The organism is Synechococcus sp. RC10B2, from assembly GCF_047502635.1.
In genome coordinates this window covers 52,056-74,992 of the sequence record NZ_JANSHO010000054.1, presented here as the reverse complement: position 1 = coordinate 74,992, position 22,937 = coordinate 52,056, and the positions used below count along the sequence as shown (strand labels likewise).

Annotated in this window: 23 protein-coding genes; 14 read left to right on the top strand and 9 right to left on the bottom strand. The window is 60.7% G+C overall.

Going from position 1 to position 22,937, the window contains the following annotated elements:
• The first annotated feature begins 47 nt into the window (after nucleotides 1-47).
• From NW855_RS07240 to NW855_RS07230, 3 genes are all read left to right on the top strand, one after another.
• Entirely contained in the window at nucleotides 48-1,490 is a 1,443-nt protein-coding gene (locus NW855_RS07240; protein ID WP_099812510.1) for a gamma-aminobutyraldehyde dehydrogenase, read from the top strand.
• 125 nt (nucleotides 1,491-1,615) lie between these two features.
• On the top strand, nucleotides 1,616-3,634 hold the full coding sequence (gene bchD, locus NW855_RS07235; protein WP_414402326.1) for a magnesium chelatase ATPase subunit D: 2,019 nt from the start codon (nucleotides 1,616-1,618) through the stop codon (nucleotides 3,632-3,634).
• A gap of 81 nt (nucleotides 3,635-3,715) precedes the next feature.
• Nucleotides 3,716-4,465 (top strand): DUF2993 domain-containing protein, encoded by a 750-nt coding sequence (locus NW855_RS07230; protein ID WP_099812508.1) that lies wholly within the window; start codon nucleotides 3,716-3,718, stop codon nucleotides 4,463-4,465.
• Nucleotides 4,466-4,827: 362 nt separating this feature from the next.
• Here the strand turns inward: NW855_RS07230 and NW855_RS07225 are convergent, their stop codons facing one another.
• The gene (locus NW855_RS07225) at nucleotides 4,828-5,244 is read right to left on the bottom strand and encodes a VOC family protein (RefSeq protein WP_071813547.1); all 417 of its coding nucleotides are present in this window, start codon (nucleotides 5,242-5,244) and stop codon (nucleotides 4,828-4,830) included.
• Between the two features lie 165 nt (nucleotides 5,245-5,409).
• Between NW855_RS07225 and NW855_RS07220 the strand changes: the two genes are divergently transcribed.
• From NW855_RS07220 to NW855_RS07205, 4 genes are all read left to right on the top strand, one after another.
• Nucleotides 5,410-6,438, top strand: coding sequence for a rod shape-determining protein (locus NW855_RS07220; RefSeq protein ID WP_011429276.1), 1,029 nt, complete (start codon nucleotides 5,410-5,412; stop codon nucleotides 6,436-6,438).
• Nucleotides 6,439-6,498: 60 nt separating this feature from the next.
• On the top strand, nucleotides 6,499-7,242 hold the full coding sequence (mreC, locus tag NW855_RS07215; RefSeq protein ID WP_011429277.1) for a rod shape-determining protein MreC: 744 nt from the start codon (nucleotides 6,499-6,501) through the stop codon (nucleotides 7,240-7,242).
• Nucleotides 7,229-7,858 (top strand): rod shape-determining protein MreD, encoded by a 630-nt coding sequence (gene mreD / locus NW855_RS07210; RefSeq protein ID WP_099812506.1) that lies wholly within the window; start codon nucleotides 7,229-7,231, stop codon nucleotides 7,856-7,858. Before mreC ends, mreD begins: the two co-directional genes overlap by 14 nt.
• A gap of 287 nt (nucleotides 7,859-8,145) precedes the next feature.
• A complete protein-coding gene (locus NW855_RS07205) occupies nucleotides 8,146-8,373 on the top strand; it encodes an indolepyruvate ferredoxin oxidoreductase subunit alpha (RefSeq protein WP_011429279.1) in 228 nt (75 codons plus the stop codon).
• Nucleotides 8,374-8,411: 38 nt separating this feature from the next.
• Here the strand turns inward: NW855_RS07205 and NW855_RS07200 are convergent, their stop codons facing one another.
• Nucleotides 8,412-8,936, bottom strand: coding sequence for a YIP1 family protein (locus NW855_RS07200; protein ID WP_011429280.1), 525 nt, complete (start codon nucleotides 8,934-8,936; stop codon nucleotides 8,412-8,414).
• Between the two features lie 431 nt (nucleotides 8,937-9,367).
• The gene (locus NW855_RS07195) at nucleotides 9,368-11,320 is read right to left on the bottom strand and encodes a serine/threonine-protein kinase (protein ID WP_099812505.1); all 1,953 of its coding nucleotides are present in this window, start codon (nucleotides 11,318-11,320) and stop codon (nucleotides 9,368-9,370) included.
• A gap of 130 nt (nucleotides 11,321-11,450) precedes the next feature.
• Here NW855_RS07195 and NW855_RS07190 point away from each other — a divergent pair, with 130 nt between their 5' ends.
• Nucleotides 11,451-12,308, top strand: a complete 858-nt coding sequence (locus NW855_RS07190) for an inositol monophosphatase family protein (RefSeq protein ID WP_099812504.1) — start codon at nucleotides 11,451-11,453, stop codon at nucleotides 12,306-12,308.
• On the opposite strand, the gene NW855_RS07185 is transcribed toward NW855_RS07190, so the two are convergent.
• Both NW855_RS07185 and hemE read right to left on the bottom strand, forming a co-directional pair.
• Complete coding sequence (locus NW855_RS07185) at nucleotides 12,263-13,246, bottom strand: glycosyltransferase family 2 protein (protein WP_011429283.1); 984 nt, start codon at nucleotides 13,244-13,246, stop codon at nucleotides 12,263-12,265. The genes NW855_RS07190 and NW855_RS07185 overlap by 46 nt on opposite strands.
• A 61-nt stretch (nucleotides 13,247-13,307) precedes the next feature.
• Entirely contained in the window at nucleotides 13,308-14,396 is a 1,089-nt protein-coding gene (gene hemE / locus NW855_RS07180; RefSeq protein WP_099812502.1) for a uroporphyrinogen decarboxylase, read from the bottom strand.
• 224 nt (nucleotides 14,397-14,620) lie between these two features.
• On the opposite strand from hemE, the gene crtE reads away from it, so the two are divergent.
• From crtE to NW855_RS07160, 4 genes are all read left to right on the top strand, one after another.
• On the top strand, nucleotides 14,621-15,514 hold the full coding sequence (crtE, locus tag NW855_RS07175) for a geranylgeranyl diphosphate synthase CrtE (RefSeq protein WP_011429285.1): 894 nt from the start codon (nucleotides 14,621-14,623) through the stop codon (nucleotides 15,512-15,514).
• An 80-nt stretch (nucleotides 15,515-15,594) separates the two neighbouring features.
• Nucleotides 15,595-16,056 carry a divergent PAP2 family protein gene (locus NW855_RS07170; RefSeq protein ID WP_041438070.1) on the top strand — a complete coding sequence of 154 codons (462 nt, stop codon included), beginning with the start codon at nucleotides 15,595-15,597 and terminating at the stop codon, nucleotides 16,054-16,056.
• A 42-nt stretch (nucleotides 16,057-16,098) separates the two neighbouring features.
• The gene (locus NW855_RS07165; RefSeq protein ID WP_011429287.1) at nucleotides 16,099-16,716 is read left to right on the top strand and encodes a hypothetical protein; all 618 of its coding nucleotides are present in this window, start codon (nucleotides 16,099-16,101) and stop codon (nucleotides 16,714-16,716) included.
• A 31-nt stretch (nucleotides 16,717-16,747) separates the two neighbouring features.
• Nucleotides 16,748-17,584, top strand: a complete 837-nt coding sequence (locus NW855_RS07160; RefSeq protein WP_099812501.1) for a SirB1 family protein — start codon at nucleotides 16,748-16,750, stop codon at nucleotides 17,582-17,584.
• A gap of 51 nt (nucleotides 17,585-17,635) precedes the next feature.
• Here NW855_RS07160 and NW855_RS07155 read toward each other — a convergent pair whose 3' ends face one another.
• On the bottom strand, nucleotides 17,636-17,878 hold the full coding sequence (locus NW855_RS07155) for a hypothetical protein (protein WP_414508628.1): 243 nt from the start codon (nucleotides 17,876-17,878) through the stop codon (nucleotides 17,636-17,638).
• 437 nt (nucleotides 17,879-18,315) lie between these two features.
• Here NW855_RS07155 and NW855_RS07150 point away from each other — a divergent pair, with 437 nt between their 5' ends.
• Nucleotides 18,316-19,143 carry a DUF1350 family protein gene (locus NW855_RS07150; RefSeq protein ID WP_011429290.1) on the top strand — a complete coding sequence of 276 codons (828 nt, stop codon included), beginning with the start codon at nucleotides 18,316-18,318 and terminating at the stop codon, nucleotides 19,141-19,143.
• On the opposite strand, the gene NW855_RS07145 is transcribed toward NW855_RS07150, so the two are convergent.
• On the bottom strand, nucleotides 19,140-19,379 hold the full coding sequence (locus tag NW855_RS07145; protein ID WP_011429291.1) for a hypothetical protein: 240 nt from the start codon (nucleotides 19,377-19,379) through the stop codon (nucleotides 19,140-19,142). The two genes, NW855_RS07150 and NW855_RS07145, sit on opposite strands and share 4 nt — an antisense overlap.
• A 403-nt stretch (nucleotides 19,380-19,782) precedes the next feature.
• Here NW855_RS07145 and NW855_RS07140 point away from each other — a divergent pair, with 403 nt between their 5' ends.
• On the top strand, nucleotides 19,783-20,016 hold the full coding sequence (locus tag NW855_RS07140) for a hypothetical protein (protein ID WP_011429292.1): 234 nt from the start codon (nucleotides 19,783-19,785) through the stop codon (nucleotides 20,014-20,016).
• A 190-nt stretch (nucleotides 20,017-20,206) separates the two neighbouring features.
• Here the strand turns inward: NW855_RS07140 and NW855_RS07135 are convergent, their stop codons facing one another.
• Both NW855_RS07135 and ribD read right to left on the bottom strand, forming a co-directional pair.
• The gene (locus NW855_RS07135) at nucleotides 20,207-21,223 is read right to left on the bottom strand and encodes a hypothetical protein (RefSeq protein WP_414402274.1); all 1,017 of its coding nucleotides are present in this window, start codon (nucleotides 21,221-21,223) and stop codon (nucleotides 20,207-20,209) included.
• A gap of 443 nt (nucleotides 21,224-21,666) precedes the next feature.
• Nucleotides 21,667-22,776, bottom strand: coding sequence for a bifunctional diaminohydroxyphosphoribosylaminopyrimidine deaminase/5-amino-6-(5-phosphoribosylamino)uracil reductase RibD (gene ribD, locus NW855_RS07130; RefSeq protein ID WP_099812499.1), 1,110 nt, complete (start codon nucleotides 22,774-22,776; stop codon nucleotides 21,667-21,669).
• Nucleotides 22,777-22,937 lie beyond the last annotated feature (161 nt).

Sequence of the window (22,937 nt, the reverse complement as noted above, 5' to 3'; positions counted from 1 at the left end):
CGGCACAATGGGGAGAAGTGTTGCTAGCGAGCAGTTGAGAAGAGGCCATGGCCCACAAACTCTGGATCGACGGCCAATGGGTTGACAGCCAAGGGGGAAACCTGATGGTCATCGAGAACCCGGCTACGGGCGAGCAATTGGCGGAGGTGGTGGACGCCAGCCCTGCCGATGTGGATCGGGCGGTGCAGGCGGCCCACACGGCTTTCTACGATGGCCGTTGGTCGAAGCTCACCCCCGGCGAGCGATCCCTGGCCCTCTGGAAGTTGGCGGATCTCATCGAAGCTCGCGCTGCCGAGCTGGCCCGTCTGGAGTCGGAAAACACCGGCAAGCCCTACGAGCTGGTCAGCTTGGGAGGGGATCTGGCCTTTGCGGTGGATAACCTGCGTTTCTTTGCCGCTGCCGCCCGCGACATCCATGGTTTGAGCGCCGGAGAATACGCCAGAGGTTACACCTCGCTATTTCGCAAGGAGCCAGTGGGGGTGTGCGCGCAAATTACCCCTTGGAACTACCCGCTGCTGATGGCCGTCTGGAAGATCGGCCCCGCCCTGGCTGCCGGCTGCACAGTAGTGCTCAAGCCCGCTCCCACCACCCCTCTGACTACCCTGATGCTGGCGGAGCTGACTGCTGAGGCCGGGATCCCGCCGGGGGTGGTCAACATCGTTACCGGAGGCGATGCTACCGGCCAAGCCCTGGTGGAGCACCCGCAGGTACGCATGGTCAGCCTCACCGGCTCTACTGCCACTGGCAAGCAGGTGATGCGGACGGCGGCAGACACTCTCAAGCGGGTGCATCTGGAGCTGGGAGGCAAAGCCCCGTTTTTGGTTTTCGAGGATGCCGACGTGGAGACTGTGGCCGCCAAGGCTGCTTTTGCCGCCACCTTCAACAGCGGCCAGGACTGCACGGCAGCCACCCGCCTCTATGTGCACGAGAGCAAGCTGGCGCAGATGCAAGAGGCCATCGTCGAGGCGATGCGCAAAGTAAGGCTGGGATCCCCTTTTGAGGCGGGGGTGGAGATGGGGCCCTTGGTCTCGGCAGCCCAGCGGGAGCGGGTGAGGGGATTTGTGGAGCGGGCCAAAGCCGAGGGAGCCAAGGTGCTGACCGGCGGGCGGATCCCTCCTCAGTTTGACCGGGGCTACTACTACGAACCCACAGTGATTACCCATGTCGATCAAAAAGCGGAGATCGTCCAGAGTGAGGTTTTTGGGCCGGTCCTCACGCTCGGCTCGTTCCGCGAAGAAGCGGAAGCGCTACGCCTGGGCAATGACGTCCTATACGGGCTGGCGGCTTCTGTGTGGACTCAAGACCTCGGACGAGCCATGAAACTGGCCGCCGATCTGGAGTTCGGAACCGTCTGGATCAACGATCATCTCCCCATCGCCTCCGAGGCTCCCCACGGCGGCTTCAAGCAATCGGGATTTGGCAAAGATCTCTCGGCAGAGGCCGTGCGAGAGTATCAAATTGCCAAGCATGTGATGATTGCTACTTGTTGAGGGGTGGCTCTGGCAACCTCGTTCGAGGAAGAGGCTAGCGGTAGCCAGTTGGCAAGGCTCCGGGAAACTCCTACAAGCGATAGACTTGAGTGCATGTCTCCCTACCTCGAGCCCCTATCGTGCCGATGGCCACGTTCTACTCCTCAACCTCAGGATCGGCAGCTCTAGCCCCTCCCCGCACTTTCCCTCTTACCGCCGTGGTCGGCCAGCAAACCGCCAAGCTGGCTCTCCTGTTGGCGGCGGTGGATCCCAGCTTGGGAGGAGTGGTGCTGGTGGGGCCGCGCGGCACGGCCAAGTCGGTCTTGGCCCGAGGGATCCACGCCCTGCTGCCCCCCATCGAGGTGATTGCCGGCTCCTATTGCAACGACGACCCGGCGCGGCCCGAGACCTGGTCGGACTGGGCCAAGGCCCGCTACCCCCAGGGAACGACACCCCCCACCCAGGTGATAGCCCCTCCCTTTGTCCAAGTGCCTTTGGGGGTGACCGAGGATCGGCTCTTGGGATCCGTGGATGTGGAGGCCTCGGTGAGGCAGGGGGAAACGGTTTTTCAGCCGGGGCTCTTGGCTGCCGCCCACCGCGGCGTGCTCTACCTGGATGACATCCACCTCTTGGACGACGCCATCGTCAACCTGCTGCTGACGGTGGTGGGAGATGGGGTCAACCGCCTGGAGCGGGAAGGGCTGAGCCTGCAACACCCCTGCCGGCCTCTCTTGGTGGCCACCTACAACCCCGAAGAGGGATCCCTGCGCCCCCACCTGCTGGATCGCCTGGCGCTGGTGGTGCCGGTGGGGCAGGAGCTGAGCCTGGAAGAGCGCAGGGAAATTGTCCAACGGGCAACGCAATTTGTCGATGCTCCCGAGCCCTTCCTGGCCGAGCACCAGGCGGAACTGGAGGAAATCCGCACCCGCATTCTCCTGGCGCGGGAGTGGCTGCCCCAGGTCAAGCCCAAGCGGGAACAGATCCTCTACCTGGTGCAAGAGGCCATCCGCGGCAACGTCCAAGGCCATCGAGGGGAGCAGTTTGCCCTGCGGGCCGCCTGTGTCCTGGCCGCCCTGGAGGGACGGGATCGCCTGGTGGCCGAGGATCTGCAACAGGCAGTGCAACTGGTGCTGCTGCCCCGCGCCCGCTACGATCCCGACCAACCCCCGCCGCCACCCCAATCGCAACAGTCGGATCCCCAGCCGCCAGAGCCCGACAAGGAGGGGGAAGACAGAGAAGAGACGGAGCCCCAGCCGGAAAATCCCAGCCTGCCCCAGGAGTTTTTCTTCGATCCCGAACAAGTGGCCCTCGACCCGCGCCTCTTGGCCTTTGCCCAATCCCTCAACCAACAAGGGAAAACGGGATCCCGAAGCCTGGTGTTCAGCGCCGACCGGGGCCGCTACGTCAAGCCCATCCTGCCCCAGGGCGCCAATCCCCGCATCGCCGTCGACGCCACTCTGCGGGCGGCTGCCCCCTACCAGAAAAGCCGCCGCCAGCGGCAGCCGGGGCGGGCCGTCATTGTTGAGCCCGGCGACATCCGCGCCAAGAAGCTGGCCCGCAAGGCAGGGGCCTTGGTGATCTTCGTGGTAGACGCCTCCGGCTCCATGGCCCTCAACCGCATGCAGGCGGCCAAAGGCGCCGCCCTGCGCCTGCTCACTGAGGCCTACCAAAACCGCGACAAAGTTGCCCTGATTGCCTTTCGCGGCGAGGCTGCCGAGGTGCTGCTGCCCCCCACCCGCTCCATCGAGCTGGCCCGCCGCCGCCTGGAATCCCTGCCCTGCGGCGGGGGATCCCCACTGGCCCATGCCCTCACCCAAGCGGTGCGCCTGGGGGTGAACGCCCGCGCCAGCGGCGACGTGGGAGAGGTGCTCCTGGTAGCCCTCACCGATGGCCGGGCCAACATCCCCCTCAGCCGCTCCCTGGGACGCAGCGAAAGCGATCCCATCGACCTGAAGCAGGAGCTGCGGGAGATCGCCCTGCGCATCCGCGCCCTGGGATTGAAGCTGCTTCTCATCGACTCGCAGAGCCGCTTTGTAACCACCGGTTTCAGCGCCGAGCTGGCGGAACTGGCGGGCGGACGGTACTTTCATCTGCCCCGCGCCACCGACCAGGGGATCGCAGCCGTGGCCCGCTCGGCCATGCAAGAGGGACGCCCATACCCTTGAGAGAGCAGCTCTCCCTCGGTAGGAGCTGTAACTTTTCTTAATGGTTGGTTATGATCCCTGTAGGCGCTCTTAGCTTGCCCTATGGTCACAGGACTCCTGCCAGAACTCTCTTTGCCTCATCCCATGCTTACTGACTGGGTCAGCCGGGGAGTGAGCGCAGCCATTCGCGCTCTCTTCAAGCAGGCAGAGCGGCTGGAGGCGCGCGTGCGGGCAGAGCCCATTGCCAAGCTGTTGCAAGGACGCATCGACAGCTTTGAGCTGGTGGGCCAGAACCTGCAGATGTACAACGGCCTGCGGCTTTCGCTTTTAGAGCTGTTTTGCAACGCTGTAGCCATTGACTTTAGCCAAATCTGGCAGGGTCGGATTAAGCTGCGGCAGCCGGTGCAGGCCAGGATGCGGGTGGTGCTGAGCGAAGCGGATCTGGCGCGATCCTTTAACACGCCTTTTGTGCTGAACAAGCTGGCTCAGGTGGATCAGGGGGGCAAGCCGCTCTCATTTCATCAGGTCGAGGTTCACCTCACCCCAGAGCAGCGGTTGCGATTGCAGGCCGAGGTTCAGCCAGGGGGAGAAAAGCCCTTGCAGGTGGGCTTTTCCGCTCGCATCGAGGTGCTAGAACGTCGCCGCATTTGCCTTGCCGATCCGCTGTTTGAGGGCGACACGGAGGAGGGGCGGGCCCTGAGCCGAGCCTTGGTGGATCACCTGAATGCGCTCCTGGATTTGGATCGGCTAGCCCTGCAAGGGAGCAAGCTGCGAGTAGATCGGGTGTGCCTACAGCCTCACCAGATGATCCTCTACGGCAGCGCTGCTCTGGTGCGGTTTCCCACCCGCTAGCCCCCCTGGGAAAATGCTTGACAACCTTTTGGAAGGCGGGTACGCTCAGGGGTGGTGAGGAGTGAAGAGAAGAAGCCTCTGGGGTCGAAACACGGACAGACGCCCAGAGGTTTTTTCATGACCTGCTCAGCCTCAACGGGGACACCGCCATCCCTACCTAGCCTCCGAGTTTTAACTATTCTCAACCACAGGGGATGGGGGACTTTTCCCAACACCCCGGCCTCTTGCCCCAATTGGGAAAAAGCCTGTCCCCCCAAACTGGCTACGACCCTTTGAATTCAGGCTGAGACATAGCACCTGCCACAACTTTTTTTGCTCGAAAAGGTTCCAAAGAGTCTCCCCTGAGCCTCAGGGGTCTTGGTTCAGTTGCAAGTCCCCTCCCAGGTCATCGCCTGCCAGAAGGCCGCAGAAGGTTGGTGCAACACAATGCGATTGCCATCGGGATCCCGGAAGTCCACCTCCTGGCCGTGAAAGGCCTGCCGCAGCGGCGAAACGGAGATCTGGTGCTCCGCCAACACCGCCGCCAGGGATCCCAGGCATGCCGCCAGATCCTGCACCTGCAGGCAAAGACTTGCTGCTCCCGCCTGGGCGGCAAACTCTGGATGGAGACTGCGGTAGAGGCCCAGTCGCAGGCCAGGCAGGCGAAACTCCACATACACTGGCTCTCCCTCCCTGGAGAGCTGGACTTGGGGCGGGATCCCCAAGAGGGCCTGGTAAAAGTGCAACAAACGGGGCAAATTGGGGGTGGCCAAGCTCAGCAAAGCTGCAGCAATCTGCATCGCAACCGGAAAAAGGAAGCTACTCATTCTAATCCGAACTTCCGCTGATAGCCAGCCCTAACTGCGCCACTCGGAAAGGGATCCCCGCCTCTCCTAGGATTGGACTATAGTAGGTAGCGAGACTTGCTGCTCTTTCTTCACGAATAAAAACTGGAGCAACCTACCGTGGGGCTATTCAGCCGATTTTCCCGTGACATGGGCATCGATCTGGGCACGGCCAACACCCTAGTCTATGTGGCTGGCCGCGGCATTGTCCTACAGGAGCCCTCTGTCGTCGCCATCGACCAAAACACCAAACAACCGCTGGCCGTGGGGGAAGATGCCAAAAAAATGTTGGGCCGTACCCCGGGCAACATCGTGGCTGTGCGTCCTCTGCGGGATGGGGTGATCGCCGACTTCGACACGGCGGAGATGATGCTGAAGCACTTCATCCAGCGGGTGCATGGAGGTCGTTACTTGATCGCCCCGCGCATCGTCATCGGGATCCCAAGTGGGGTGACCGGCGTAGAGCGACGGGCAGTGATGGAAGCGGCCCTGCAAGCCGGCTCGCGGGAGGTGTATTTGGTGGATGAGCCGGTGGCAGCAGCCATCGGCGCGGGGCTGCCGGTGCAAGAGCCCACCGGGAACATGATCATCGACATCGGCGGCGGCACCACCGAGGTGGCCGTCCTCAGCTTGCAAGGGATCGTCCTCAGCGAGTCGGTGCGGGTGGCAGGAGACGAGCTGAGCGAGGCCATCATTCAGTACATGAAAAAAGTTCACAATCTCACCATCGGGGAGCGCACTGCCGAAGAGATTAAAATTCAAATCGGCTCTGCCTACCCAACTCAAGAGGAGATGACCATGGAAGTGCGGGGGCTGCATTTGCTTTCGGGTTTGCCCCGCACTGTGACGGTGAAGAGCACTGAGATCCGTGAGAGCATGGCCGAGCCCCTCTCGGTCATTGTGGAGGCCATCAAGCGCACCCTGGAGCGCACGCCGCCGGAATTGGCGGCAGACATCATCGACCGCGGCATTATGTTGGCGGGAGGGGGGGCGTTGCTCAAGGGGCTAGACGCCCTGATCAGCCATGAGACCGGGATCCTGGTTCACATTGCCCCGGATCCCCTCAGTTGTGTGGTGCTCGGTACAGGGCGGGTTTTGGAGGATTTCAAAACCTTGGGTCGAGTGTTGAGCGGCAGCTTCAAGGGTTAGAGGAGTTTCCTCTGAATCCCTGATTCGAGGTGTGAGTCGAGTGGGTTAGAGAGGTATTGCTTGAATCGGCTACACCAGTGGTGGATGCGTTATGGTTTGGGGTTGCTCCTGTCTGCTTCGGCGATAGGAGGGGCGTGGGCTTTGCGCCAGACCCAGGGATCCCTGCTGGTGGAGCTGTACAGTTGGCTCACCGCACCCATCCGTCCACCTGTGGATCCTGACGCCGTACTTAGCCAGGCCGCCACCCGCGAGCTACAGGCCCTGGTGGCCGAGCTGCGGCACCAAAACCGCGAGCTGAAGCGCCTGCTGCAATTTACCGAGCAAATGCCCCAAGCAGGGATCCCGGCGGCGGTGGTGGGCCGCAGCGCCGATCACTGGTGGCAACAGCTCACCCTCAGCCGCGGCAGCCAGCATGGGGTCAGGGTAGGAGATGTGGTTATGGCACCGGGGGGATTGGTCGGGCGGGTTGAGGCGGTAACCCCCAACACCAGCCGCGTGCTGCTTATTAGCGATCCCACCAGCCGTGTCGGGGTGATGCTCAGCCGCAGCCGGCACATGGGCATCTTGCGGGGCACCGGCACCCAGAACGCCATCTTGGATTTTTTCGATAAGGATCCCAAAGTGGAAGTGGGGGATGTGGTGGTAACTTCGGGCCTGAGCAGCTTCTACCCGGCGGGGGTTGTGGTGGGAACGGTTCGAGCCATCAACCTGGATGCCAGCCCTGCCCCACAAGCCACAGTCGAATTGTCGGCGCCCCTGGGCCTCTTGGAGTGGGCCTTGATTTACCGCTATGCTCAACCTTAAGTCTCGCCTCAATTGGCTGGTCACCGCCTTGTCAGGGCTGTTGGCGGTGGTGGCCCCTTGGTGGCGGGGGCCGGGCTTGGAGCTGGCGGGCCTAACCCCCGATTGGCCCCTGATCTGGGTGGTGTGCTGGAGCGTGCGGCGCAAGGCTTGGCAGGGGGCTGTTGCCGGGATCACATTGGGTTTTCTGCAGGATGCCCTGACCAACCCTTATCCTACCCATGCCCTGGGGTTGGCGGTGGTCGGGATCCTCACGGCCAAGTTGCAGAAGCAGCGCTACATGCAAGAGGACTTCATCTCCGTGGCTTTGATCGTCTTCGGCATGGTGGTGATTGCCGAGACGCTGATGGCGCTGCAATGGATGTGGCTGACGGCCTCTCAGGGATCCGCTGGCCTCGAGCCGGCGGAAATGGCAACTTGGTTGGATGGGTTGGCAAACTCCTCGCCCGCCGCCGGCGCCATTGGCGGCGATGGCCCCCGTTCTCTGGAGAGCATCTGGTGGAACCATCAGCGCAATGCCCTCACGTCGGCCATTTTAAGCAGCCTGTGGGCCCCCGCTCTCTATTGGCCCCTCAGCCGTTGGTGGCAATCTCAAGAGCGGGATTTGAGAGAGACCTAGCTGCAGGTTCTGCCGCCAGTGATCTGCATTCCCCACAGCCGCTGCCGGGCGCGATGGGACATCGGTTGCACAGCTACTGCTCCCAACGGCGGCAAAACGGTTCCTTGCCCCATTTCCTCTCTCCCTAGGAGAGGAACGGGGGGTGAGGGCTTGGGGTCGCTCTCAGAGGGATCCGTTTTCGCCTAAAATGACAAAGCCCTCTGCCACCCACTGCCAACGGGCCAACAGACTCTGGGCCAAGCGGATGGGAAGGTGTTGAGGTTGACTCGATTGAGGGAGAGGGATCCATGCCTCATACCATCGTCACCGATATTTGTGAAGGCGTTGCCGACTGTGTGGAGGCCTGCCCCGTCGCCTGCATTCACCCTGGGGACGGCAAAAATGCCAAAGGCACCGACTACTTCTGGATCGACTTTGCCACCTGTATTGACTGTGGCATCTGTCTTCAGGTTTGCCCTGTGGAAGGGGCGATCCTGCCGGAGGAAAAACCGCACCTGCAGCGAGTGCCCAACTAGCCCGGCGGGCTGCTTCTTCCCAATTTTGCAATTGCCTTTCAGCCCAGAGAAGCCAAAGCCACAACGGCGCTGGTCAACCAGTTCAAGGACAGGAGCCCGCCCAGGAAGGCCAACGGGATCAGACCCGCCAGGCGCCACCACTCCAGATCCAGCGCCACCGCTGCCGCCCGCACCTGCCAAACCACAAACCACAACAGCGCCACGAACCCCAACAGGGATCCGGCCACTCCGCCCAAGGATTGGGCAGGTCCCAGCAGCAGCCAGGGCAGGCCAGCAAAGCCCGTCAGGCAGAGGAGCGACGCAAAAGAAGGGGCAGCCCGCCCAAAACAAAAGGCCAGCGCCTGCAGCAGGGCCGCCAGGCTTACCCATCCCAGGAAGCCTGCCAGCAGCGCCAGCACCATGCTCGGCAGGTTTACCCCGAAACGACGCACAGCCTCGAGAATGTTCAGCAGCGCCACCACCCCAAAAGCTTGCCAGAGAACAGGCTGTTGCCGCAGCGAGCGAAAGGTGGGCTCCGGCAGAAACCAAGCGCCGTAAATGTTATCCAACAAAGAGTCGAGCATGGCCGGCAAAAAGTCGGTCTGCCCTCCTATCCTAGCCCAACGACAAGAGGGCTCCTCCAAAGCCAAGCAAATGCCGATCCCGTCCTTGGCAAAGCCCTGATGAGCACTTGACAAGCACGGCCCGCAGATGCGGTATGATGGGCTAAGGATTCTGAGGCGTTGGTGACTGCCGTTACGTTTTTGCGATCGATACCCTTCGACAATTAGGACGGGTGTGGATGTGAGAGCAGTAAGCCAAACTCGATTTGGAAACTATCGATAGTCATCCCCGATGTCCTACACTGGCTTTTCCAGGTCGAAAACCACGGTAAAACGGCGCAATAGGATCCTCAAGAAGGCTCTCGCTGGAGGGCCTTCTTGCTCTTAATGGCTGCACGGGATCCCTCGTCAGGCAAGTTTTGAGGGAAGCTGAGGTGGTTGTGGGATGGGGGTTAGGCGGCCTGTTGTTTGGCCTGTTGGCAATTTTGAACGGCAGGGATGCGGCGCCAATTTAAGTTAGCAAGCACCAGGGCGCTGAGGGGACGGGTGTGAGCCAGCAGCCCGGCAAGGAGCAGCAGCCAACGGCTCAAGGCAGAGCCGGCCAACAGCCAATGGATGAGCAGAGCTGCCCCTCCTCCTTCTACCCCTGCCGCCAAGACCCAGGCCCAGGCAACTTTCCCATGCCGGGACAGGAGGATCCCTTGCAATCCACCGACGCCAAGCCCCACCAGCAAGCCACGCAGCGGGCTGGCCATCGCCTGCAAGGCGTTCTGCAGCCAGGGATCCCTGGGATCGAAAGCGAAGGTTGCCATCCCCGCCTCCAGGGTATCTGCTGCTACCCAACCCAAAGCCGTGGCCAGCAGCGTGGCCGCCACCCACCGCCAAGAGACCTGCCGCCGCAATACCGCCCACTGGAGTAGCCCCATCCCCAAGCCCAGGCCGGCCCCGGCCACCGCTCCTTGGAGCGAACCCAAAGCAGCCAGCAGGGGAGCTGCCGCCCCCAGCCCCAGATAGCCGATCCCAGCCGCCGCCCAATTGGCCAGGAGCCAGCCCAGGGCCAATCCTTTGCTCTGGCGGGGCTTGCCTGAGGTGGGGAGGGTGGGCTTCTGGTGGGGGCTAACCTGTTCCTGGCCGACCTGCTGTTCGACCTCGCGCAGCCCCTGTTCTGCCGAGGGGTTACCCGGCTCCAGCCGCAGCACTCCTTGATAGTCCATCTGGGCAAGGCCCCAATGGCCCTGCCGCTGGTGGGCCAGGCCGCGGTATAGGTAGTAGCGGGCTTCGTTGGGGGCACTCTGGATCAGCTTGTTAAGCAGGTGGACAGCCATTTTGTATTCGCCTGCCTCGATCAAACGCACCGCCCGCTGCAGCTCTTCTTCCTCAGCTTCCGAAACAGGGGCGGCTCGGCTCTGCTGGGTGGCTTGCTGGCCAAAGCCGGCAGGGATCCGCTGCAGAGGAGCCTTTTGAGGGGGAGGCGGGATCTTGTCCCCATAGACGGCTCGGAGCTGCTGGGCCAGCTCCTCCATGGTGGCCGGGCGAAGGGCAGGGTCTTTCTCCAAGCAACGCAGCACCACCTTTTCTAGGGCCTCAGGGATGGGGTGGGGCAGCGGATGGTCTTGAAAAGGGCGGGGCTTTTGAAAGTTGTGGACGTGGTACCAGCCCTGCAGGGTGTCGGTCTCTGGCTCGAAGGGCAACGCACCGGTTAACAGCTCGTACAAAACCACCCCCAGGGAATAGATGTCGGAGCGGCCATCCAGCTTCTCTCCCCGCATCTGCTCCGGCGAGGCATAGACCATCGTGCCCAAAAAATACCCGGTTTGCGTCAGGCCACGAGAGGTTTCCCCCATGAGTTTGGAAATGCCAAAGTCCAGGAGCTTGACCCGTTCTTTGCCATCGGGCCCTTTTTGCACAAAGATGTTGCTGGGCTTGATATCGCGGTGGATGACCCCTCGAATCGAGTGTTTGCCCAGATCCATGTGAAAGTTGTGGGCGTGGTGCAGGGCCGAGCAAATTTGCAAAGCCAAGTTCACCACCCGCTCTGGGTGCAGGGGACCTTCCCGTGCCAACACATAGTCCAAGCCCTGGCCCGTGTAAGGCTTGGCCTTCAGGTACTCCATCACCAGGTAGGGCTGGTTTTGGTACAGACCGTAGGAGCGCACCTGCACAATGTTGGGGTGCTCGCCCAACAGGGCGCTGACCCTGGCCTCGTCCAGGAAGCGCTGCTGCAGTTGCTGGTAATACTCCGGCTCCATGTCTGGCGGCGGCGGGCGCAACAACTTAACGGCCACCGGCTCGTCATTCAACTGGGTATCCACCGCCTCGAACACATTGCCGTAGCCACCCTCGCTGATGTGGTGGGTCAGTCGGTAGCGGTTGCCGATCAGTTGTCCAATTAGGCGCTGGTTCATGGAGGAGGAGGGCCAGCCGAGGGGAGGGTCTACCTAAAATGATTCTAGTCAGCTTGAGGGCGCAAGACCTGTGGGTGAGGGATCCGCCCTTTTTCGCCCCAGAAGTCAGGGATCCCGCTAGGATTGGGGCATGGGTGCTTCTCCTGAAACCGCTTCTCTCCCGCCCTTCTGGCTGGAGGTTACCGAGTTTGCCCTGCAGGCCACGGCAAAGGTCGGAGCGCAGCTCTTGGCAGACTTTGGCCAGGCCTCCTCTACGGAAAAAGCGGACGGCAGCTTGGTGACCGCTTCTGACCAATGGGCGGATCGCGCCTTTCAGGAGGCAATTGCCGCGGCCTACCCGGATCACGGCTGCCTGAGCGAGGAGTCCAACCACATTTTCCTGGAGAAAGAGTGGTGCTGGGTGGTGGATCCCCTGGATGGCACCACCAATTTTGCCCACGGGATCCCCATCTGGGGCAGCTCGCTGGCGCTGTTGCACTGGGGTGTGCCTGTGTTTGGCTGTGTGCATCTGCCCCCCATCCGCCAGACTTTCTACGGCTACTGGCCTCAGTTTCCCGACGACGCGCCGGCAGGAGCTTTTCTCATCCGCCACGACCGGGATCCCGTCCGTCCTCAGCCCATTCGCCCCAGCACCGCCCCACCCGGACCCAACCAACTGTTTAATTTTTGCTCCCGCAGCAGCCACTGGATTAGCCCGCAATTTCCCTGCAAAGCCCGCATGCTGGGCGGCGCTGCCTACAACCTGCTGGCGGTGGCCGGCGGCAGCCTTTTGGGGGCGGTAGAACGCTCGCCCAAGATCTGGGATGTGGCGGCGGTGTGGGCCATTGTCAAGGGGGCCGGCGCCGTTTGGGAACCCCTTGGCCCTGCCGACCCGGATCCCGGAACGCCCTTGCTCCCCGGCAAGGACTATGGTCGGCTGACCTATCCGACGCTGGTGAGCGCTCAGAACAGGTGGATCCCCGTGTTTCGGGCTTTCATCGCTCTGTAGCTCTCGTAAACCGCCTGGACGTTGTACCAGTTGAGGAAGAAAACCCGACACAGCTCCAAGGCCAACTGCGAGCGGCCCTGCCGGATCAACCAGCGCAGCAGCGGCTCTAAGCGCTTCTCGTTCAGCCACCCCCCCAGCGACAGAAGGCCCCACAGGCATTGATGCAGAGGCGTCAGTTGGATCATCAGGCGCACGGCCCAGGTGGGGTGCTTTTGGTAAAAGAGGATGCCCATGCGGCCCCGCTGCCGCTCCCGCTCGATGAGGGCTGGGATTTGCGCCAGCTCGAAGGGCGGATGCCAATGGTAGCCGGTGGCTTGGGGGCACTTGACCAGGCGCAGGCCCAGGCGCTTTAGCCGCACCCCCAGCTCCAGGTCTTCCCAGCCGTAGAGGTGAAACCGCTCGTCAAAGGGGCCGGCAGGGGTTTCACAAGCCCGCTCCAGCCAATGGCGGGCAATGGCCACGTTGCCGGTGGCAAAGAAGGCTGCCGAAAAATCGGTGGGCTTGAAGGGCTCGGAGCAGGGATCCCGAAAATTGCAGGTGTTGATTACCCGCCCGTAGGTGAAGACCTTGGCCTCGTGGGGCGAGTCGGGATTGCCGGTAACCCCGTGTCGCCGCAGCATCTGGGCATGAGCGGCCAAAAAGTGCTCCACCACCACCAGGTCGCTGTCGATAAAGACAATGATGGATCCCTGGGCGTGGCGAAACCCCAGGTTGCGGGCGGCAGCAGGGCCGCGGTGTTCTTGGCACAAAAGCCTGATCGGCGGCAAATCTGGCGGCTGGCTCTGCAGCCATTCCAGCGTGCCATCGGTGGAGCCGTCGTCCACCACCACCACCTCGTAGCCGTCGTAGGGGCCAGGCTGCTGCTGCGCCAAGGCCTGCAGACATTTCTGCAAGATGGGACGGCGGTTGTAGGTGGGGATGATGACGCTGATGTACACCGGGGATCCCTGGCTCGTAAGGCAAACCCTACCCCTAAAGTCAAGGGGTTTTTCCATACGGCTAGAGAGCTTTGAGCAGCTCTGCCGCCTGGCGCACCGTCTCGAAAAAGTGATGGACATTGGCCTCCGGAGTGGTGTGGTGCACGCCGTGGCCCAGGTTCATGATGTGGCCGCGAGATCCCGCCTTTTGAATCACCTCCAGGGTGCGCTGCCGGATGAATTCCGGGGATCCCAGCAACACCATCGGGTCGAGATTGCCCTGCACCGCCAGGGATCCCAGGCGGGCCCTGGCCTCGGCCATATCGCTCATCCAATCGAGGCTGAACACATCGATGCCAGCTTTGCCCACCCGCTCCAACAAAGCAGCGCTGCCGTTGATGTAGAGAATGAGCGGCACCTGCGGGCACCGAGCTTTCACCTGATCCACAATTTGCTTTTGGTAGGGCAAGGCCCAGGTTTCGTAGTCGCCGGGGCTGAGCTGGCCGGCCCAGGTGTCGAAGAGCTGCACCACCTGGGCGCCGCACTCGATCTGGTAGATCACGTAGCGGGCAATGCTATCCGCCAGCTTACTCAGCAACTGATGCAACACCTGCGGCTGAGTGAAGGCCAGGCTCTTGATATGGGCATAATCTTTGGAGCTGCGGCCCTCCACGGCGTAGCAGGCCAAGGTCCAAGGGGAGCCGACAAAGCCCAGCAGCGTCGCCTTCCCTTCCACCTCGCGGCGCAGAGTGCTGAGGATGGTCTTGATAAAGGGCAGGCTTTCTTCCGGCTCTAGCAGTCGGATTTGCTCAACTTGGGCCTGGGAGCGGATCGGCGGGTCGATGATCGGCCCCTGCTGCTCCACCAACTCAAAGGGGATCCCCATGCCCTCGAGGGGGGTGAGGATGTCGCTGAACATAATGACGCCGTCGGGGGCAAAGGCGCGAAACGGCTGCAGCGAGATCTCAATCGCCAGCTCCGGGATCTCGCAGCGCTGCTTGAAGGTGTATTTGCTCTGCAGCTCGCGGTAGGCCGCCATGTAGCGACCCGCCTGGCGCATCATCCAAACGGGGGGACGATCTACCACTTCCCCGCGGGCCGCCCGCAGCAGACGGTCGCCATCGCCGACGGAGGAAGGAGAAGCGCTGAGCTGAGCAGGTGAGTGGGACATGGAAAGACCAAGCCGGTTCAAGATCCTCAATGCATCCTGACATTGGGGGGACGGCTAGCGCAAGCTCGCGGCCCTTCCTCTTGACCCTTTCCTTAGGGGTTGCAACTTGCTTTCACCGGCTGAGGAAGGCGGATCCCGACCTAGAGTGGACATGAGATAATGTCAGCTTGCAGGCCTGTTGTAGAACCCATTCCCGCCGTTGCTGAGTTGAGAGGAGCCCTCCCTTGGTTGCCCAAACCTTCAACCTGGACACCTACTTGAGCCAACGCCAGCAACAGGTGGAAGAGGCGCTTTCTGCGGCATTGGTTCCCGCCTATCCGGAGCGCATTTACGAGGCGATGCGCTACAGCCTGCTGGCGGGGGGGAAACGCCTGAGGCCGATCCTCTGTCTGGCGGCCTGTGAGTTGGCCGGCGGCTCTGTGGAGCAGGCCATGCCCACCGCCTGCGCCCTGGAGATGATCCACACCATGTCGCTGATCCACGACGATCTGCCGGCGATGGACAACGACGATTTTCGCCGCGGCAAGCCCACCAATCACAAGGTATTCGGCGAGGATATCGCCATTTTGGCAGGAGATGCCCTGCTGGCCTATGCCTTTGAGCATATCGCCAGCCAAACGCGGGGGGTGCCGCCGCAGTTGGTGCTGCAAGTCATTGCCCGCATTGGCCATGCTGTGGCGGCAACCGGCTTGGTAGGGGGCCAGGTGGTGGATCTGGAGTCCGAAGGCAAAGCCATTTCCCTAGAAACTTTGGAGTACATCCACAGCCACAAGACGGGTGCTCTGCTGGAGGCCTCGGTGGTTTCGGGAGGGATCCTGGCAGGGGCCGATGAGGAGCTGCTGGCGCGGCTGAGCCACTACGCTCGGGACATCGGCCTGGCTTTTCAGATCGTGGACGACATTTTGGATGTTACTGCCACCAGCGAGCAACTGGGCAAAACGGCAGGCAAGGATCAAGCTGCCGCCAAAGCCACCTACCCCAGCTTGTTGGGCCTAGAGGCTTCCCGGCAGAAAGCTGAGGAACTGATCCAATCGGCCAAGGAGGCGTTGCGCCCCTACGGATCCCAGGCCGAGCCCCTGTTGGCTCTGGCCGATTTCATCACCCGCCGCCAGCATTGAGACAAGAGGACAAGAAGGTAGATGGGATCCCTGTCCACCCTGTCGGAGACCCTGGTCGCGTTCTGGTGCCGGAGAGCCCTATGCTGCAGCAGTTGATGGCCAACCACGTTCTCTGGGTTGCTCTGCTGGCCAGTGTCTTGGCCCAGGCCATCAAGCTGATCCTGGCCTATGTGCGTTCGGGCAAGCTCAACCTGCGGGTTTTGGTGGAGACAGGGGGGATGCCCAGCTCTCACGCAGCGCTGGTAACGGCTTTGTCGGTGGGGGTGGGGCTGGAGGAAGGCTGGGACAGCCTGCTGTTTGCGGCAACGATGGTCTTTGCGCTGGTGGTGATGTACGATGCCGCCGGGATCCGTCAGGCTGCCGGCAAGCAGGCGCGGGTGCTGAACCGCCTCATGGAAGAATGGTTTGAGGAGAAGGGTGCAGATCGCTTCCAGGAGCCCTACTTGAGGGAGTTGCTGGGCCATACGCCCGTCCAGGTGATCGCCGGAGCAGCCTTGGGGGCAGCCTGTATCACGTTATCTTTTGTCCTGGGAATCAACTGAACGCAATTGGGGCATGCTAGAGCAGGAGCATCACGGGTGGTCATGGCCTCCAGTTCTCAACCTCGTCCGATCCAGCGCTGCCCGGCCTGTGGCAAGCCGATCCCGGCCTATCGCTACAAGTCCCCCTACTGCGACCACTGCGGTTGGCGGGCAACCCCGGCAGGGCAAACCCCTCAAACAGGCGGATCTGGGGGCCAGAGATCCGGAGCTCAGGGGAGTAGGATTCAACAACACATTCAGCGCCTCGGCCTGCCCCCTCTGTTGCAGCCGCTGTTGAAGTTCGACTTTTACCTCTATCTGGGCTGGGGGATCAGCCCTCTGTTTCCGCTAGTCGTGGATCGACCGCTGCTGGCCGAATCCAATTACCTGTTGCTGCTCCCGCTCCTGTTGAGCTGGGGGCTGCTCTACTTGGCAGTGCGGGATCGGCCGTTGCCCCAGGATTTGCGGCTGCCGCGGCTGCTGCTGGATGTGGCGTTTATCCTGCTGCCCTTCTTCCAAAAAATCAACGTTTCCAAGGCCCCCAACCGGCCCTACTGGAATGCTCTGCTCATCTGGGTCATCGGGCTCCTCCTGTTTGCCGCCGTGGGGCTGTGGAGCTTTAGCCTGCTTCTGACGGCATTGACGCTGCTGTTGACCAGCTTCTGCACGCTGCTGTTCTAGCCGAGATGGTTGACAAACACTCCAGCCTCCCATGAGCATTCCTGCTGCCCGCCAACGCTTCCTCCAAGAAATTCAAGCGGATCCCATCGATCTGGGCCGAGCGGCCCTCTGGATCGCCCAAGAAGCCTATCCCGACTTGGATGTAGAAGAGTATTTGGCCGCTTTGGATGAGATGGCCGCAGAAGTGCAAGAGCGTCTTCCTCCCGAGCGCTACCCCCTGCGCGTCATCCGGATTTTAAATCGCTATCTCTTTGAAGATCTGGGCTTTTGTGGCAACAGCGAAGACTATTATGACCCGCGCAACAGCTTTTTAAACGAGGTGATCGATCGGCGCACCGGGATCCCGATCACTCTTTCTCTGATCTATCTAGAGCTGGCGCGGCGGATCGATTTTCCCATGGCAGGGGTAGGCATGCCCGGCCACTTTCTGGTGCGGCCCCTGTTTGCAGACGCGGAGATTTTTGTGGATCCCTTTCATCAGGGAGAAATTTTGTTTCCCGAGGACTGCCAAGAGCGTTTGGCACAGATCTACGGGCCCAGGATCCCTTTACAAGATCATCACCTCCGCCCCACCCCTCCTCGCCTAATCTTGGTGCGGCTGCTCAACAATCTTAAGCAGATTTACTTGAGCCGCGCCCAGCTAGAGCTTGCCTTGGCAGCGGTGGAGCGCATCTTGTTATTGATCCCAGAGTCCTTGCCCCACCTGAGGGATCGGGGCTTGCTCTGTTACCAGTTGGGGCGTTGGCAGCAGGCCTGTCAGGATCTGAGGCACTACCTCAACCAGGCGACCCTCCACCCAGAGCTCAGCGGCCCCGACGAGCATTTAATCCAAGAGATCCTACAAAGGCTAGAAGCTTACTCTGACTAAAGTCAGGTGCAGCAATTGCTCGAAAAAATCCTCCAATCGAGAGCTGGTCACCTAAGCAATACGGATCTCATCTGAAATCTCGCCTTGCCATCTTTGGGTGTCGCTGGGGCTTTTGCAAGAGTCTGGAGCAGCTTTCACCTCCTGGCGAAGAATTGCCTCTACCAGCTCGTCTAAAGCTTCCAGGTCAGATAGGTTGTAGTCTTTTTCCCGAAGGATTTTGTTAATAGAAAACTCCTGCTGCAGCGTCAGGGTCGAGGATCGTAAGACCTCGTCGATAATCTCGCGAATGCTCATTACAACCTCACAATCTGATGGCAATCTCAGCGGAGAATTTGTTATCTGAGCTCATAAACCTAGAATGCAAGAAATACTTGACGTAGCCATCCTGAGGATCACGTATTTTGGCCAAGATCTAGGGCCGCCCATGCTAAGGGAAACTGCCAAGGGTACTTTCACGGGGCCTCGCCGAGGCTTGGGAGCTCCCCAGGGAGGCTTGTCCGGTTCGCCTTTCCCAATCTTTTGCGAAGGGGGTGCGAGTGATGGGTTCACCCGATAGCTGCTGCAGTTTTGGCGACTTTGGGGCCAGTCGCGCCACGAGTGAGTTGCTTGGTCTAGGATTCCGGGGGGCGATCCACTAGTCTGTTGGTACTCCATTAGGATGAAGTGGGATCCTGTCGGCTAGCGGGTTTTGTGGGAAATCCCAGTCAAATCGCAGGTGAGGTTGTAGCACCATGACATTGACTTGGCAAACGGATGGACAGACTTGGTTTCTTCTGCCTCCCCAACCCCGTGCCGTGATCCACTTTCTGGGCGGAGCTTTTGTGGGATCCGCCCCACAATTTTTCTACAGCCGCCTGCTGGAAGAATTGGCCCGTATGGGCATGGCCGTTGTGGCTACCCCCTACACCACCGATATCGATCACGCGCAACTGGCTTTTAAAGCAGCGCAATCTTTGCATAGAAGCCTGCAGAGCAAAGGTTTGATGGGGTTGCCCCTCTTTGGCTTGGGCCACAGCCTTGGCGGTAAGCTGCAGATCCTCTCCTGCCTAGCCCTTCCTTCTTTGGGATCCCAGCGGCGCGGCAATATTTTCTTGGCCTACAGCAATGCGGGACTGGAACGGGCGCTGCCGGTGCTGCAGGCCTTGGCCCAGGCGTGGCCGCAACAGCAACTGAGCACTCTGTGGCGGATGTGGATGGGATCCTCGTCACCGCCAGTGAATCTGTGGTTGGAGTTTGAGCCTTCTCCGGCAGAAACCAATCGCCTTATCGAGGAGCAGTATCCGGTTAGAAACAACCTGCTTGTAGAGTTTCAGCAGGATGATATTGACGATATTCCGCTGCTCTATCAACAGCTTCGCCGCAAGTACGGAGGCTACACCGAATGGCAACGCCTGGAGGGGGATCACTTAACCCCGCTGGGTTTCAGCTATCCTTTCCGGGTCGGGGGGGAGTTCAGTCCCATCGATGCTTTCGCGCAGTTTTTTTATCAAAACTTACTGGCTCCTAACCAACGAATGATCCGGAGTATTCAAGCCTGGCTGGCAGCACAACTGGCTTAGTCGAGCCAGCTTAGGTCGGAGAGGAGCTCCTGTGAGTGGGGAGACTGAGCCTGCAGAGGAAACAGCATCTGTAGAATATCGCTCATCAGGAAGTAACAGGTTAAAACACCACCGGCAGCTACGGCCACCAGCGTTCCCGCCAACATGCGCGAGAACTCCTGCCGCTGAAACGCCTGTTCCATTAAGCGCAGCGCCCAGAACCCCAGTAGGATCACAATGGCAAGGATAATCAACATATCGTAATCTAAGCTGTAATCTATTGTAACGAACCTGTCGCTCAACTGCTATTGACAAAACCTGGTTAAAGCGTAAAGAGTTCTCTGTCTTCTGCAGCCAGCAACTTGTCGGCGGGGTAGCGGCGGGCGCGGCCCCCTGGGGCCTTGCCGGCCTTGTCTAAGCTACAGGCCCCAAAGGGATCCCGCTGGCAAAGATTGCTGGGCGTTCAAGCGGCCTACACCTGTCGCCCTTCGGGGGAAGCGCCGGCAACTGTTGCAAGATCTGGCAAAGGAGAAAGCTTCCGGGCAGCTCCTAGCTCCTCAGGCCAATTGTCTGCAGGATACCAAAATACATCGACCCGCCAGCGGCTGCTCGCAGGGGGATCCCTTACACTTGAGCTAACTGCTGCTTGAGAGGTGGGGTATGGTACGGCGGAGGCTGGCCGGCGCGGCTGGATCCCTGGCACTTCAGCGTTCTCTGCAGGCTCCTTTGCAGCAGCGCAGCCGGGCGATCAACCGTCGCCGCAAACTGATCTACCGCAGAACTCGCCTACTCTACCAGCGCAACTTGCCCCTTTACCTGCGCAATTTGCTGTTGCAGTACCGCACCAGCTTTATCTACAACCTCAAAGCTAGAGCTGTGATCAGAACTCGCTAGAGAATGTCGAGCTATCTTTTCGCTCTCAGCACAACGGTCTTCACAGCGCGAAAAACAGGCAGATGGCGATGGACATTGCCCTGCCGGAAAGTCTGGATTTATAGTTAAAAATTGTTGTCTGTAAGTCTTCTAAGAGAGAGGCCGGTCTCCCTCCGAGAGAAAAGAGTTGGAAGCGGGAGCCAAGCTAAGGCTACCGAATTGTAAAGCGGCCAACTCCTATCTTCTCGCCGTTGACATGAACCTCGACGCGGTAGCGCCCGGTGTAGGGTTGGCTGAAGCTGAGAAAGCCTCGCACCGTGTCGGCTAGGGGATCCCAGGGAAAATCAAACTTGCGGATCAGTTGCTCGCTCCCGGCTTCTCCGCCCTCGTAGTACCAGAGCATCTCCACCTGGGCGTTGGCAGGGAGGCTGCCCACCGGCAAGATGGCCCAGATCAAGGTGTCGGTGGTCTTAAACTCGGTTGTGGCCTCGCCAGGGCTGCCGTCTCCCCGACCTCGGTGCAGGCTGATCACCCTTGTCCCCGCCTCGTTTGGGGCTTTCTGGCTATAGGCGCGGGCATTGGCTTGCGCTTCCTGAGCGAGGCGATCCAGCTCGGCCAGCAAATCTTCCTGCCGCTTCAGGGCCTCGGTTGCTTCCTGTAGCCAGTGGGCGATCGGCTGCTCTGGAGCTGGGGAAGAAGGCTTTCGGGCGGCCCCGGTAAGGTTTTGGATGGGAAAGCCCCGAGCCGTCCCCACCTCGCTGCCCAGCAAGTTCAGCCAGCGGCTCCGCATTTCGGGTGTCATCTCTGGCTTGGCGGCGTAGGCAATGCGCACAGGGCCGTCTGGGCCTTGGGTGATGCGGCCAATTTCATGCTCTTGGATCCCGGCAACCTGCCCACGACAGCCGGCGCTACGGAACTCGTAGAGGACATCCTCTTCGCTTTCCCGGTGAAACTCCCACGTTGTTTGGGGGCAGTACTCTAGGAGATTATTCCGCATATTGTTTGCCAGGAAGCGGGGCAATTTTGGTACCTGAACGTTCATGACCGAGAGCATTTCTCTCCAAGAGGCCAAGCTCGCCTCGGGCCGTATGAGAACAGTCAATGTAGCTGTCTCAGTAACTTGGCGATCGGCAAAAGCCCACTCCCCCACATCTCCTTCAATGAGGACATTTCCTGAAGGGCTGAGGTGAGCCGAGGCAAAGAGCAGGCCGGCAAAAAGGTTCAACATGATGATCCTCCCTACCAAGATTTGTACTGGGAAATGAGAGGGGAAAGTTCTCAATCAGCTCGCCGGGCAGGCAACGAAAGGAGACTGGACAAGAAGGACAGCCCTTTGTTGTCGCTTTCTCAAGGCTCACCCCAGAGGAGCTCAATGATCCGGGTGGCTTTTGGCAAAATGGCAGTTACAGCCTGCTTGGGCAAAACCCGTATCGTCACACGAGCTGAAACCTTACTCAGGTAAGGTTTTTTCTGTGGGCTATATTCCTTTGAACCGCAAGCTCTAGAGGGCACCAGTAGCCTATCACAGGCTAGCTCAGTTTCGATCCCTGTTTTTCAGAAACGCCACATTCTTTCTGAGCAGTATACTCGTTTACCTTAAGCAGATATGATTTTGTTCGTTCAAAAACCTAAAACTCTCTCGGATGACAATTGAGAGTCATCGAGAACAAATCATTCACCGGAGTCGTCGGCGCCAGAAGGGAGGATCTTCCCGGTTATCAACCAGTTATCCCCCACAGTCTGCAGTTGCGGCTCCAACAGTTGCCAGCTTTGGTTCACATCCGGGATCCCTTCTCCTGCTACGGGGGTTGGCGCGTCGGCCCCGCCCAAGATCTTGGGAGCGATGAAGGCGGCCACCTTCTGGATGGCCCCATCTTTAAGGGCTGCCCAGGCCAAGGTGCCGCCGCATTCCCAGAGGGCACTCAGACAGCCTCGCTCAAAGAGAACCTGCGCCGCTTGAGCCGGGGTTACTTGATCCAGGTGCAGCAGCTCCACCCCTTGCTTGGCCAGGGATCCCCAGAGGGGATGGGCTTCAGTGGCCTCGGTAATCACCAAAGTTGGCGCCTCCTCCGCTCGCCACAGGTGGGCCAGCGGGGGCAGATTCAGAGAGCGGCTGAGAACCACTCGCAGGGGCTGGGATCCGTGAAAATCCGGCAGGCGGCAGGTAAGGTGGGGGTTATCGTGCCAGACGGTGCCGGAGCCCACGATGACTGCATCGTGCCAGGCCCGCTGGCGGTGAACCCACTCTCGCGCCAGCGGATTGCTGATCCAGCGGCTGTGGCCGGTGGCGGCGGCGCTCTTGCCGTCTAGGGTCATGGCGTATTTGAGCAGGCCAAAACACCGTTTCTGCACAATGGCGAAGGCAAAGCCTTCGTTGAGCTCCTGACATTCCTGCTCCAGCACCCCCACCGTCACCTCAACCCCTGCCTCCTGCAGGCGGCGGATCCCTTTGCCGGCCACCAGGGGATTGGGATCCTGCATTCCCACCACCACCCGCCGGATCCCGGCAGCCAGGATGGCCTCGGTACAGGGAGGGGTGCGCCCGTAGTGGTTGCAGGGCTCGAGGTTGACGTAGAGGGTAGCGCCCTTGGCCAGGGATCCCGCCTGTTGCAAAGCCAACACCTCGGCATGGGGCTGGCCGGCTCCCGGATGAACGCCTTCCCCCACCACCTGATCCCCCCGGACAATAACGCAAGCTACCCGCGGGTTAGGGGAGGGGCGCTGCGGTGTGGAGCGGGCCAAGGACAGGCACCGTTCCATCCATTGCCGATCCGAGTTCATAAGGGGCCGGGATCAAGCTACAGTTGCTCTGGATTCTAGCCTTGCCATCTGGGGAACAAAAGCCGACCCGTTCCCTTCAAGTGCGCGACGGATCTGGGCGCTGTTGGCGACTTCACCCGCTGGCCCGTCCAGGAGCTGGAGGGCGTTTTTGGTAAGCTGGT